We start from the raw sequence: 14,345 nt of genomic DNA, 5'->3' as shown, positions 1-14,345 counted from the left end.
TGAACAAATATGTCCTTTATTGATGAAGAAAATTATCGTATGAAACGTGCAGGGAAAAAGAAGCATAAAGGTATAGTTCTTTCTAGTATAGCGGGAACAATTGTAGGAGCTTCTTTATTTGCGTTTGGAGCTCCTTTATTTTCAAATTCTGCTGATACGCTTCCGCAAGCTGAAGCAAGCGGAAGTAATATGGCCGAAGCTCAAGGAATTAAACAGATTAGCTTTGTAGATGCTGTTGATCGTGCATCTGAAGCTGTTGTGGGTGTTATTAACATTCAACGAGATAACTTTTCAGAGGCAGATTCAGAGGCTGGTACAGGATCAGGAGTAATTTATAAAAAGACAGATGGTCAAGCTTATATTGTAACGAATAATCATGTTGTAGCTGGAGCGAATCGTATTGAAGTAAGTCTAAGTGACGGTAAAAAGGTTCCTGGAAAAGTATTAGGAACCGATGTAGTCACAGATTTAGCTGTATTAGAAATAGATGCAAAGCATGTGAAAAAAATAATTGAAATTGGCGATTCTAATACTGTTCGCAGAGGAGAGCCAGTTATTGCGATTGGAAATCCACTTGGACTGCAATTCTCTGGAACTGTTACGCAAGGTATTATTTCAGCTAATGAACGTATTGTCCCTGTAGATTTAGATCAAGATGGACATTATGATTGGCAAGTAGAAGTGTTACAAACAGATGCGGCGATTAACCCAGGGAATAGTGGCGGTGCGCTTGTAAATGCAGCAGGACAATTAATTGGTATTAATTCAATGAAAATTGCTGCAAAAGAAGTAGAAGGAATCGGACTGGCTATTCCAGTGACTAGGGCTGTTCCGATTATGAATGAACTTGAGAAGTATGGAAAAGTAAGAAGACCGTATGTTGGGATTGAACTTAGGTCATTAAATGAAATTCCAAACTATTATTGGTCAAAAACATTACATTTACCAGGTACTGTAACAGAAGGAGTTTGTATTTTGGATGTGAAAAGTCCTTCGCCAGGTGCGGATGCTGGTTTAAGAGAACATGATGTTATTGTGGCAGTAGATGGAAAACCGATTCGCGATATTATTGGATTCCGCACGGCCTTATATGATAAGGAAATTAATGATAAAATGACTCTTACGTTTTATCGTGGTACAAAAAGAGTAACAACAACAGTGAAATTAGGCATTCAAAAGTATTAAAAACAGGAGGGCCTACCTCCTGTTTTCTATTGTAGAAAAGTGAGGTGAAGAAAATGAATTTACCTTGTTGTTTAGAACATGTTGAATTAGCGTTAGATATTATTGTGGATGAGTGTGAAGTTGCGCCGGTTATCAACAGTGTGGATAACTCAGAAAAAGAGAAAAAAACATGTGAATTTTGTCAAAATGAGGCGACATATGTTGTATCGAACACAGATTCTCACACAATATGTGGGTAGTGTTTGTGGATATGTGGATAAGTTTTGTGGATAACATGTTTGTAAGGTGGAGGATACGTGTGAATATCTCGATTATTTCAATTGGGAAATTAAAAGAAAAATATTTGAAACAAGGTATAGCAGAATACTTAAAACGATTATCAGCATACGCAAAAGTAGAAGTAATTGAATTGCCAGATGAAAAGGCACCAGAAAATTTAAGTGAAGCAGAAATGTTAATTGTAAAGGAAAAAGAAGGTATACGTATACTGGATAAAATTTCTGATGACATGCATGTGATTGCATTAGCTATAGAAGGAAAGCAAAAGTCATCAGAAGAATTTGCGGTCAGTCTAGATCGCCTTGCTACATACGGAAAGAGTAAAGTCGCATTTGTAATTGGTGGATCACTCGGACTAAGTTCAGAAGTAATGAAGCGTTCAAACGAATCACTTTCTTTTTCAAAGATGACGTTACCACACCAATTAATGCGATTAGTGTTGCTTGAGCAAGTGTATAGAGCGTTTCGGATTAATCGTGGGGAACCTTACCATAAGTAAGGTATTCTATGTAAAACAAAGGTAAGACGCTGATATTATCATATTTATTTTATTATGCCTATAACTGGAGGCTATGTGAATGGTAAGTGATCAGACGAGATATTCTAGGCTCGCGAATATAACAAAAATAATAAATACAAAATTAGAACTACGTGAAGTATTACGGCGTGTGACAATGGCGATATCAGAGGAGATTGTTAGGTGCGATGCTGTTGGAATTTATTTACCCCAGGAAGATGGAACATTTAGAGGGTTTGCAGGAAAACCAGAGACCATAAATGGCGTAACGCTCGATACTCAGGTAATTGATCCTGAAGTAGATTTACTGGCAAAAGAAGTTATTGAAACGAAAAAAACCATCTATATTCCTGATACCTCAAAGGATCATCGACCAGATCCGAGACCCGTTGATGCGTTTAAAATTAAGTCCTTATTAGCTCTGCCTATCTCATTTAGGCAAGAATTATTTGGTCTGGTTTTTTTATTTGATTATGGGATTCCGATGAACTTAACAGATTCAGAAATTCAAAGTGTTGAAGCTTATGTAAATATGGCCGCGGTCGCAATTCAAAACGCAAATAATTTAACACAAAAGGAAAACCTTATTGCTGAGAAGCAGCTGTTACTAAATGTTACCCGTGATTTATCAATGTGTGCCTCAATACAGGAGAGTTTTGATAAATGCTTTTTTTACTTAGATCAGATTTTAGAAAGTAAAAATATGACTGCCCATCTTCTAGATCCGCTAGACAAAACAACGATTAAAACAACGAAATTAAGTAAGGGCTGTGATTGGACAGAAGCGGATTGGACAGAGAAAAGCTATGAAGCCAAGATCCAAGAGGTTATTCAAACAAAAAATATAGATAGTAAGGATTTATTGATGATTCCATTGGTTTCAATGGGAGAAGTATTAGGGGTAATCGTCGTTGGTAAAGAAGGAAAAGCTCACAATTACGATAATTCTCAAATTCAACTAGCAAAATCTATTGTTGATGCCACAGCCCCTACGTTTTCAAATTTGTTATATATGGATAAACTAGAAAGTATAGTGGAAGAGCGAACGGGAGAGCTAGCTGCTGCTAATGAAAAAGTTACAAGTGTGATTGAATGTATTACGGATGGATTCTTTACTTTAAATAATAAATGGGAATTTACGTACGTAAATAAGCACCAATATTTTCCGCAAAGAAAAACAGCAAAAGATGTATTAGGAAAGAATATATGGGATGTTTTCCCGAGTGACATCGACACAGTTATGTATAAGGAATTTCATCGTGCAATGTCAGAGCGAACTACAGTTCATTTCGAATTTCTTTCTACTGCAGATGAATATTGGCACGAAGTTATTGCATACCCGTATGATGATGGTATTTGCTGTATTTTTAAAAACATAACGGAAAAAAAGAAATATGAACAGGAATTGAAAAGATTATCTAACATTGATTTAATAGGGCAAATGGCAGCAGGTATCAGCCATGAAATTAGAAATCCAATGACAACGGTACTAGGATTTTTGCAGTTATTAAAAGAAGAGGATACCTATGAGAAACATAATAAGTACTTTCATTTAATGATTGAAGAACTTAACCGTGCCAATTCTATTATTACTGAATTTCTCTCAATGGGGAATACAAGGAAATTGGATTTACAGATGTTAGATTTAAATTCAATTATCCGCGATATTATTCCTTTAATAAAGGTTGATACGCACAATCAAAATAAGTATATTCAAGTCGATACAAATGACATTCCGGAATTACTTTTAAATCGTAATGAGATACGGCAATTATTAATGAATCTATATCGTAATGGCTTAGAAGCGATGGATACAGGGAAAGTTCTAACCATTAGCACCTACAAGGAAGGTCAAAATTGTGTGGTGCTTGCAGTGCAGGATCAAGGAAAAGGTATTAGGCCTGAAGTATTAGAGAAACTGGGTACGCCATTTTACACGACCAAAGATAATGGAACTGGATTGGGGTTAGGTGTATGTTATGCCATTGCTGCCCGCCATAACGCAAAAATAGAAATTAAAACAGGATCAGAAGGCACTACCTTTTTTGTTAAATTTAATTATGAAAATAATAAAAAATAAGCTTATTTAGAATAGTTATGATGAACCGTATCATAAATAAATTTATTCTTTGCATATAAAAAGGATAAAGAGACCATTGGACAAAAATTACCGATGGTCTTTTAAATATTATTAGATGGTATGTAGATTTCCTAAAATAAGTATGTTTCTATTTCCATAAAAATATGCTGTAATATGAAGAGGAAAAAAGTATAAGTAGTTAGAGAAGTGAGGAATTAAAGGTGAAGAAGTTTAAGAAGTTTTACTTGGAGATTACGAGTGTATGTAATCTTGCGTGTAGCTTTTGTCCGCCGACGGAAAGGCAGAAGCAATTCATTTCTGTAGAGGATTTTGCTAAAAGATTAGACCAAATTAAACCTCACACAGACTACATTTATTTGCACGTGAAGGGGGAGCCGTTGCTCCATCCGAAAATAGATCAACTATTAGACTTAAGTCATGAAAAAGGGTTTAAAGTTAATATTACAACGAACGGAACGTTAATTAATAAGAGAAGGCATAGGCTGTTAAATAAGCCCGCGTTAAGACAAATGAATTTTTCACTGCATAGTTTTGATGGACACCCAGGTTCGCAAGATAAAGAGGGCTATGTAAGGAGTATACTTTCCTTCATTAGGGAAGCGACAAGTCAATCAGATTTAATTGTATCGTTAAGGTTATGGAATTTAACTCAGGATAATAAAACAAATGCTGAAATTCAGAAAAATAGGGAGTTATTATCTATAATTGAAAATGAATTTGATCTATCTTATCAGATTGAAGAGAAGCTTACACCAGGAAAAGGTATAAAAATTGCAGAACGTGTCTTTATTAATCAAGACTATGAATTCCAGTGGCCAGCATTACATGAAGAAGAGGATGATGGGAAAGGATTCTGTCATGGACTTCGTAATCAAGCAGGGATTTTAGCGAATGGGACGGTTATTCCTTGTTGTTTAGATGGTGAAGGGATTATTAACCTTGGAAATATTAATAACGATTCATTTTCTAACATTATAGAAGGTGAAAGAGCAACAAACATTGTCGATGGATTTTCCAAAAGAGTTGCGGTTGAAGAGCTTTGTAGGAAATGTGGATATCGTAAAAGGTTTGGGAAGTAAATATGAAATAAGCCCTCATAAAGCGAGGGCTTATTTTTTATTCTTGATAAGAATGCTCTAATTCATCAATTAATGAACCAACGTAAGAAACAGCTTGACGGATTGCATCTGGTTTTGACATATCTACTCCGGCATGTTTCATTAGTTCAAGTGGTCTCATTGTACCACCAGCGCGAAGCACATCTAACCAGCGATCAATAGCAGGTTGTCCTTCATCTTTAATCATTTGAGCTACTGCAGTAGATGCAGTGAGGCCTGCGGAATATGTGTAAGAATATAGACCCATATAATAATGAGGCTGACGCATCCAAGTTAAGCCCGCACCTTCATCGATTTCTACAGAATCTCCCCAGAATGTCGAAAGGACATTTGTTTTAATTTCAGTTAAAGTTGTAGCTGTAAGGGGCTGTCCTTCTTCTGCTAGAGCATATACTCTACGTTGGTATTCACCCTCAAGTAAATGAGTAACAAAGTTGTGATAATATGTGCCGAGTAGTTGTAGAATGACCCATCTGCGCATCCTCTTATCGTCAGTAGTCGCTAGTAAATGCTGAGCTAATAGTAATTCATTCATAGTTGATGGTGCTTCAACAAAGTACATAGATGGGCGTACGTTCATGATACGTTGGTTTTTATTTGCTAAATAGAAATGACCAGCATGTCCAAATTCATGTGCTAATGTGAAGCATCCACGCATCGTATTTTGCCATGTAATTAAAATATAGGGATGAGAGCCGTATGGACTTGAGCAAAATGCCCCTGTTGATTTGCCTACGTTATCTGCAAGATCTACCCATCTTTCTTTGAATCCTTTTTCGATTATGGAACTATATTCATCGCCTAATACTTTTAAAGAATCTTGAATGAGCGTGGCTGCTTCTTCATAAGTAATCGTCGGATTAAATTCGGGATCTAAAGGTGCATGTAAGTCGCAGAAAAGCATTTGATCGAGTCCTAATGCTTTCTTTTTTAAATCTGCAAAACGGCGCATATGAGGTGCTAATTCTTTATAAATAATATCAAGTTGATTGTTATACATTTCAAGTGGAACCTTTTGTGGTTCTAATAGCATATGGGTAACGGATTCATATTTACGTAAACGAGAAAGTGTTACTTGTTTTTTTACTTCGGTAGCATATGTTGTCGCAACTGTATTTTTATATCGTTTCAAGGTGGAAACAAATGATGAGTATGCTTTTCTACGTATGTATGCGCTTGGAGAAAATTCATATTTGCTTTCAAATAATGCGAAAGAAACAGGGAGTTCGTTTCCTTGTTCGTCTTGTATAGAAGTGAAATCCATATCTGCCAATTTAGTCATGCCGTAAATTTTGTATGGAGAACTATGAACTTCGCCAAGTGCAGCAAGTGCTTCTTCTGTTTCAGGAGAGAGTGTGTGCTGCCTTTTTTTGAGTATTTCTAGTAACGACTTACGGAAAGGTTCGAGTTTTGTTTCTTCAGTTAAATATTTTTCAATTGTTCCTTCGTCGAATGAGAGGATTTCATTATGAATAAAGGATAGTGCAGTATGTACTTTCGTCCATAAAGCAGAAATTTTGGAAGAGTTCGCTTGAATAACTGGATTTGTACGATCAGTAGATTCTTTTAAATTTGCATATGAGTACAGTTTTGTTAACTTCATTAAAAGCTCTTCTTCTAAAAGTAGGCAATTTAATAAAGTTGTGGAGTTAGTATGTAAACGTCCTTTAAATGCATCAAGTTTCTGTATATCATTTTCTAATATGTTTAATGCGGTATGCCACTCATCATTGGACTTATACAAATCAGACAAATCCCATTTTAGTTCGTTAGGTACTTCCGCACGAACAAGACGATTCTCAATTATAGTTTTCATGTCTTATATCCTCCTTATTAAAAGCATCTAAAAATATGATACTAGAAAATTCAGTAAAATAAAAATATTTAACATTTTTATATATGAAAAAGAAGGAGAAGCAATTCTATGCTTCTCCTTCTTTTTAATTTTAAGAATTAATATACTTTGTCACCATTAAAAATTGAGTTTTTCACGACAACATAATCTACAGTACGAATAGCATCTAGTTTTGTTCCACCAGCGTAAGAGATTGAAGATTGAAGATCTTGTTCCATTTCGATTAACGTATCTTCTAAAGAACCTTTATGCTCAACGAACATTTTCTTACCTTCAACGTTTTTCTTCTCACCCTTTTGGAATTCAGAAGCAGAACCGAAGTATTCTTTATAAAGTTTGCCATCTCTTTCAATTGTTTCCCCTGGAGACTCTTCGTGACCAGCGAATAGAGAACCGATCATGACCATAGTTGCCCCAAATCGAATAGATTTAGCTACGTCGCCGTGTGTACGAATACCACCATCAGCGATAATTGGCTTACTTGCAGCTTTTGCACACCAACGAAGTGCAGCTAGCTGCCAACCACCAGTTCCGAAGCCTGTTTTAATTTTAGTAATACAAACTTTACCAGGTCCAATACCAACTTTTGTTGCATCGGCACCAGCATTTTCTAATTCTCTTACCGCTTCGGGAGTTCCAACGTTTCCAGCGATAACGAAGCTCTCTGGTAAATGTTTTTTAATATGTTGAATCATGTTAATCACAGCATTAGAATGACCGTGTGCGATATCAATCGTGATATATTCAGGTGTAAGTTGCTCAGCAGCTAATTGTTGTACGAATTCATATTCGTCCTCTTTTACACCAACGCTGATAGAAGCGATTAATCCACGTGATTGCATATCTCTAATGAATGAGATTCGTTTCTCTGGTTGGAAACGATGCATGATATAGAAGTAATTGTTTTCAGCTAAATAAGTTGCGATTCTTTCATCAATAATCGTTTGCATATTTGCAGGCACGACAGGTAATTTAAATTTATGTTTTCCTAAAGTGACAGTTGTATCACATTCAGAGCGGCTATTTACAATACATTTTGCAGGAATTAATTGAATATCTTCATAGTCGAATACGTTTTCCATCATTTACACCCCTAAAATACGAATATTTTATTTTTATTAATCAAAAATGTTCGTCCATAGGATAATTTACATTATTTTTATTAAGAAGTCAAAGGATTTCTTAACATTTTTTTAAAAAGTAGATTTTATATCTGAAAAAAAACGTTAAAAACGAATTTAAAACGTTTTTTCAATTGTATTGTTCGTTTATTAAAAAAGTTGAAAATTGAGATAATTATACAAGGTTGTATGTATTCTTTTTATTTTTTGGTAGGGTGAGGGTACTATGAAAGGGTTAATGCTAACAATACGAGCAAAAGATGTTATCAATTAGTTGAACAATATATGAAATGATAAGGTTTATTTCTATATAAAAAGATGAATCTGATATGATCCACCTTTTTATGTGAGGTTTCAAGTATAATAAGTAGGGTGATAGTAACGTATACAAAAGATAAAAAAGAAAATAATACAGAATAAAATGAGGTTAATATATGAGTAAAAAAAGTTTTTCTGATTATAAATTAAGTAAGGAAATTGTAAGGGCGCTTACTGGGTTAGGATATGATCATCCAACAGAAGTACAAGGTGAGGTTATTCCAGTCGCATTACAAAAGAAGGATCTTGTTGTGAAGTCCCAGACTGGAAGTGGAAAAACAGCTTCATTTGGTATTCCGCTTTGCGAAATGGTGGAGTGGGAAGAGAATAAACCACAAGCATTAGTTTTAACACCAACGAGAGAGCTTGCGGTACAGGTAAAAGAAGATATTACAAATATAGGTCGATTCAAAAGGATTAAGGCTGCGGCAGTTTATGGGAAATCTCCATTTGCACGTCAAAAATTAGAATTAAAGCAAAAGACACATATTGTAGTTGGGACCCCTGGTCGTGTGTTGGATCATATTGAAAAGGGTACCCTTTCTTTAGAGTGTTTGAAGTATTTAGTTATTGATGAAGCAGATGAGATGCTAAATATGGGCTTTATCGATCAAGTAGAGGCAATTATTGATGAATTACCTATAAAAAGAATGACAATGCTATTCTCAGCAACACTTCCAGAAGATGTTGAAAAATTGTCTCGTACATATATGAATTCACCAACTCATATCGAAATTAAAGCAGCTGGGATTACAACGGATAAAATTGAACATACTCTTTTTGAGGTGATAGAAGACGAGAAGCTTTCACTACTTAAAGATGTAACAACGATTGAGAATCCTGATAGTTGTATTATTTTCTGCCGTACACAAGAAAATGTAGATCATGTATATAGACAGTTAAAACGAGCTAACTATCCTTGCGACAAAATACATGGTGGTATGGTACAAGAAGATCGTTTTGAAGTCATGGATGATTTTAGAAAAGGGAAATTCCGTTATTTAGTAGCAACAGACGTGGCTGCGAGAGGAATTGATATTGATAATATTACACATGTTATTAATTATGATATTCCACTTGAAAAAGAAAGCTATGTACATCGTACTGGAAGAACGGGACGAGCTGGAAATAGTGGAAAAGCTATTACATTTATAACACCATATGAAAATAGATTTTTAGAAGAGATTGAGGAGTATATTGGTTTTGAAATTCCAAAGGCAATTGGACCTTCAAAAGAAGAAGTTATGAAAGAGAAAGCTGCATTTGAAGAAAAGATATATGCTAAACCAATTATAAAGAAAGATAAAAATGCGGACATAAACAAAGGCATTATGAAGCTGTACTTTAATGGCGGGAAGAAAAAGAAAATTAGAGCGGTAGATTTCGTCGGGACAATTGCTAAAATTAAAGGTGTTACAGCAGAAGATATAGGCATTATTACGATACAAGATAACGTTTCTTACGTTGAAATATTAAATGGAAAAGGACCACTGGTTTTAAAGGTTATGAGAAATACAACGATAAAAGGTAAACAATTAAAAGTTCATGAGGCAATTAAATAAATGAAAATATCCACTTTAAAGGTGGATATTTTTTTGGGGCTTACTTATAGAGTGGATAATGTGAATGGACTTTAACCAATACGTGATTGACGATTGTTTTTTTGTATGTTAGTATTTTTAATTGGTTTTTTCTACCGTTTAATAGGAAAATTGGTAATTCATTTAGGAGTATATTTTTATATAAGTAAATCAATTTTATTTTAATTGTTGTAAGCTATAAAAAATAAGGACGGTGTTTATGAAATGAATTTTACTCAAGATAGGTGGAGTTTTAAATGGCTTCATTTTTATTTGATGGTAGTAGTTGTTGCATCTCTTTTATTACGAATATATTTAGCATTTCATTTAGAAGGATATGAACGAGATCAACTATTTTTCGTGGATTGGATGAACACGGTAGGTAAATATGGATTAGGTGATGTGTATGCACATGGGGATTTAGTAAACTACCCTCCTTTTTTCTTAGCTCTTTTAGGTATTTATGGAGTGATATTGTCATTTTTTAATATATCCGTGGATGCTGCTGGTGTTTTAATTCGAGTCCCATCAATTGCATTTGAAGTAGTGGCTATAATTATTTTTGCTATAGCTTCTAAAAGGATAGAAAATTCGATTGTGAGAGCAGCATTAGTGACATTTTTTGCATTTAGTCCAGCAGTTATAGTGGATGGGACTATTTGGGGTCAAGTAGACATGTTACATAGTATATTGATGGTTAGTTCTATTTTATTGCTAATGTATAAGCCAACTTGGTCTGGTGCTATTTACGCTATAGCGTTACTAGCTAAATTTCAATCAATCGTAATTGCGCCTGTATTTGCTATGTATTTCCTAAAAATCATTTTTGAAAAAAGAGAAGGTAAGCAATTAATTAAATTTATAATAGGGTTCTGTATCCCGTTATTAATATTCGGCCTTTATTTCGCAGCACATGGAACATTTATTACTATGTTGACACAAGCATATTTAAATGCGGTGGGTACTTTCCCAACGGTAACTGTATTTGCTATGAATATTTGGTATTACGCGATTGGTACGGATCCTAATACGGTAGATACTATTCAAGTTTTACCACATATTACATTGAAAACAGTTGGATTAATACTCTTGTCTATTGCAGCGGCATTAACTTGTTTATATGTCTTTTTCCATCGCCATATGAATACGGCAGTTCTATTAAAAGCAGCGACTTTTATAAGTTTTGCATTCTTTATGTTACCTACGCAAATGCATGAGAGATATGCTTTCCCAGCATTAGTATTTGTCATCTTTTTATTGCTATATGAAATGAAGTGGACAGGAATAGCTTTAGGATTAACGTTAACAATCTTTTTAAATCTAGTAATGGTTCTGTATGCAGGCTCTAATACGAATATGGGAATGTTTATCGTTACTATTAATGTTTTTATTTTCTATGCTATGTGTAAATTATTAGTAAAAGAGTATTGTGATCGCTTTGAATTACTAATAAAGAAACAGTAAAAATTATAATTTTAGAGAGAAGTACATTTTGCCAGTATGCAAAATGTACTTTTTTAGTTTGAAAGAGTAAAATTCCAATAGAAAAATAAACATGAGAGGATACTTAGAAAATATAATTTCTAAAATACTACAATCATTCGGATAGTTATTAGGACTCTTTTAAATCATCAATCAACTTCTCAGCTAAGCGTCTGTACATATTACTCATCGACACAAATGATGTTAGTAATAAAAATTTCTCTAGGTTCGGATTTTCTAAGGAAGAAATCTCACTTACTTCTGAAACACGGTTATTTACGTCTTGTGTAAAGTTTTCAACGTTGTTTTCGGTAAGGGTAAGATAATCTTTATATAGCGTATTTAATTCGAAGGAATCATCGCCTAATAAGGATTCATTTATATTTTCTAAGGAGCTTTTTATGTCATTAATGGAAAGGGCCCCTTTTAATTGATAAATTAGGCTAATTAAAATCATATGCTCTTTTGAGTATTTTTTATTTTTGATTGGAATAAACAGTTTCCCTTTTGCATAATTGTTAATCATTGTTTTTGTTAATACTTTTTCATCATCGTTTCTTGTTGTATCCGCATAAGTATTTTCAAATAGTTGGACAACCTGGTCTACATACAAGTCGACATTTGGAATATCCTCAAGCGTAATATTTTTTTCTAAATGTAATGTTTCAAGCAATTTATTTATATTTTTCACGTAGAACCCCTCACTTTTATAACTTAGTGGAGCATAAAGTTAAATTTATCTCTAAATATGGTATTACGAAACAAATGAATTGTAAATGTTGACCTCTAATAATAATGCGTATATAATTACATGTAGTTATCGAAACTACATGTAATTATATGAGGGGTGTTTATATGAATGCTTATATAAGGGAACCGGTTAATGCTTTTACCCACTTGGGGGGAGCTGTATTATCATTTATTGCATTATTAGCTATGCTTGTAAAAGTTTCTATTAAGATGCCATCTTTTGCGGCAATTACAGCTGTTATTTTGTTTGGCATCGGAATGATGGTTCTGTATACAGCATCAGCTGTATATCATAGTGTGGTAGCCAGTGAACGAGTTATTTATTTCTTTCGAAAGCTTGATCACTCTATGATTTTTATATTAATTGCAGGTACATATGCACCATTTTGTTTAATTACATTACATTCCGCAAACGGTTTATTATTATTTTGTTTAGTTTATGCAACGGCCATTTGTGGTATTGTTTTTAAAATGTTTTGGTTTAGTTGCCCGAGATGGTTATCAACAGTAATTTATATTACAATGGGCTGGTTAATTGTTCTGTTCTTTGCACCGTTAGCTGCTAACTTAAGTGCAGGAGGTATCGTGCTTCTAGTACTTGGAGGCATTCTTTATACAATTGGTGGATTTATTTATGGAACAAAGCCAAAATGGTTAGAGTTTAAACATATGGGGCATCATGAAATTTTTCATGTTTTTGTATTATTAGGTAGTCTTGCGCATTTTCTAAGTGTATATTGTTACGTAATTTAATAAAAAAACGCCACATAATAAAAATTATGTGGCGTTTTTTTATTACCTGATTAGAATCGTATATGTTATAAAATCATTATGGGATAAAATGTAAGTTTCTGTGTTCGCATGTTAAACATAGGATAAGAAATATGTGATATACTTTGAGAAGTTTATAATGAATGAAATATGGAGGACTATAATTATGGCAATACTTGTAACAGGTGGAGCAGGATATATTGGTAGTCATACATGCGTAGAATTACTAAATAGCGGTTACGAAGTTATAGTAGTGGATAACCTTTCGAATAGCTCGGTAGAATCTATAAATCGAGTGAAAGAAATAACAGGAAAACAATTTAAGTTTTATAAAGAAGATGTTTTAAATCATGAAGTGCTTGACGCAATTTTTGAAGAAAATGCAATTGACGCAGTTATTCACTTTGCAGGATTTAAAGCTGTAGGGGAGTCAGTAGCGATTCCATTAACATATTATCATAACAACATTACAAGCACGTTAGTGCTATGTGAAGTAATGCAGAAACATAATGTTAAGAAGATGATCTTTAGTTCATCTGCAACTGTATATGGTATCCCGGAAACGTCACCGATTACGGAGGAGTTTCCATTAAGTGCAACAAATCCATATGGTCAAACGAAATTAATGATTGAGCAAATTATGCGTGATGTAGCATTTGCAGATGCAGAATGGAGTATCGCGTTACTTCGTTATTTCAATCCATTTGGTGCACACGAGAGTGGGCGTATTGGAGAAGATCCAAATGGAATTCCAAATAACTTAATGCCATATGTAACACAAGTAGCAGTAGGTAAGTTAAAAGAATTAAGTGTATTCGGAAATGACTATCCAACGAAAGATGGAACGGGAGTCCGTGATTACATTCATGTTGTGGACTTAGCAAATGGTCACGTAAAGGCGCTTGAGAAAGTACTGAATACAACAGGAGTAGATGCTTATAACCTAGGCACAGGCATGGGCTATAGTGTACTAGAGATGGTTAAAGCGTTTGAAAAAGTTTCGGGCAAGAAAGTTCCTTATAAAATTACAGAGCGTCGCCCAGGTGACGTGGCAGTGTGTTTTGCTGATGCATCTAAAGCGAAGCGTGAATTAGGCTGGGAGGCAACACGCGGATTAGAAGAGATGTGTGCAGATTCTTGGAAATGGCAATCAAATAATAAAAATGGCTATTTAGAAGTTTAATGATGAATAAAAAAATGACCTTTGCATAAAAGCAAGAGGTCATTTTTTATTAAGTTTATTAGCGAATCTAGAAAAGAACGTTTGC

Annotated in this window: 12 protein-coding genes; 9 read left to right on the top strand and 3 right to left on the bottom strand. The window is 34.2% G+C overall.

Going from position 1 to position 14,345, the window contains the following annotated elements:
* Positions 1–9: 9 nt before the first annotated feature.
* The 5 genes from AC3EMB_RS27105 (at position 10) to AC3EMB_RS27085 (ending at position 5,161) form a co-directional block, all read left to right on the top strand.
* Positions 10–1,185: a S1C family serine protease gene (locus AC3EMB_RS27105; RefSeq protein WP_000008031.1), complete on the top strand. Its 1,176-nt coding sequence runs from the start codon at positions 10–12 to the stop codon at positions 1,183–1,185.
* Between the two features lie 53 nt (positions 1,186–1,238).
* Positions 1,239–1,424, top strand: a complete 186-nt coding sequence (locus AC3EMB_RS27100) for a CxxH/CxxC protein (RefSeq protein WP_001052833.1) — start codon at positions 1,239–1,241, stop codon at positions 1,422–1,424.
* 59 nt (positions 1,425–1,483) lie between these two features.
* Positions 1,484–1,963, top strand: a complete 480-nt coding sequence (rlmH, locus tag AC3EMB_RS27095; RefSeq protein ID WP_095689924.1) for a 23S rRNA (pseudouridine(1915)-N(3))-methyltransferase RlmH — start codon at positions 1,484–1,486, stop codon at positions 1,961–1,963.
* Positions 1,964–2,042: 79 nt separating this feature from the next.
* Positions 2,043–4,061 carry a GAF domain-containing sensor histidine kinase gene (locus tag AC3EMB_RS27090; protein ID WP_095689925.1) on the top strand — a complete coding sequence of 673 codons (2,019 nt, stop codon included), beginning with the start codon at positions 2,043–2,045 and terminating at the stop codon, positions 4,059–4,061.
* Positions 4,062–4,282: 221 nt separating this feature from the next.
* Positions 4,283–5,161, top strand: a complete 879-nt coding sequence (locus AC3EMB_RS27085; RefSeq protein ID WP_000713633.1) for a radical SAM/SPASM domain-containing protein — start codon at positions 4,283–4,285, stop codon at positions 5,159–5,161.
* Positions 5,162–5,198: 37 nt separating this feature from the next.
* Here the strand turns inward: AC3EMB_RS27085 and pepF are convergent, their stop codons facing one another.
* A complete protein-coding gene (pepF, locus tag AC3EMB_RS27080; RefSeq protein WP_095689926.1) occupies positions 5,199–7,016 on the bottom strand; it encodes an oligoendopeptidase F in 1,818 nt (605 codons plus the stop codon).
* A gap of 137 nt (positions 7,017–7,153) precedes the next feature.
* A complete protein-coding gene (guaC, locus tag AC3EMB_RS27075; RefSeq protein ID WP_000432447.1) occupies positions 7,154–8,137 on the bottom strand; it encodes a GMP reductase in 984 nt (327 codons plus the stop codon).
* 473 nt (positions 8,138–8,610) lie between these two features.
* On the opposite strand from guaC, the gene dbpA reads away from it, so the two are divergent.
* Complete coding sequence (dbpA, locus tag AC3EMB_RS27070) at positions 8,611–10,056, top strand: ATP-dependent RNA helicase DbpA (protein WP_053563264.1); 1,446 nt, start codon at positions 8,611–8,613, stop codon at positions 10,054–10,056.
* A 243-nt stretch (positions 10,057–10,299) separates the two neighbouring features.
* Positions 10,300–11,538: a hypothetical protein gene (locus AC3EMB_RS27065; RefSeq protein WP_053563265.1), complete on the top strand. Its 1,239-nt coding sequence runs from the start codon at positions 10,300–10,302 to the stop codon at positions 11,536–11,538.
* A gap of 148 nt (positions 11,539–11,686) precedes the next feature.
* Here the strand turns inward: AC3EMB_RS27065 and AC3EMB_RS27060 are convergent, their stop codons facing one another.
* On the bottom strand, positions 11,687–12,247 hold the full coding sequence (locus AC3EMB_RS27060; RefSeq protein WP_088022546.1) for a DUF1836 domain-containing protein: 561 nt from the start codon (positions 12,245–12,247) through the stop codon (positions 11,687–11,689).
* Positions 12,248–12,411: 164 nt separating this feature from the next.
* On the opposite strand from AC3EMB_RS27060, the gene trhA reads away from it, so the two are divergent.
* Positions 12,412–13,059, top strand: a complete 648-nt coding sequence (gene trhA, locus AC3EMB_RS27055) for a PAQR family membrane homeostasis protein TrhA (RefSeq protein WP_095689927.1) — start codon at positions 12,412–12,414, stop codon at positions 13,057–13,059.
* Between the two features lie 184 nt (positions 13,060–13,243).
* A complete protein-coding gene (galE, locus tag AC3EMB_RS27050; RefSeq protein ID WP_053563268.1) occupies positions 13,244–14,260 on the top strand; it encodes a UDP-glucose 4-epimerase GalE in 1,017 nt (338 codons plus the stop codon).
* The last annotated feature ends 85 nt before the right edge of the window (positions 14,261–14,345 follow it).

The sequence above is a fragment of the Bacillus sp. LQ16 genome (assembly GCF_057784645.1).
Note: the sequence above shows the minus strand (reverse complement) of the source record. Positions and strands in the feature narration are given on the sequence as shown.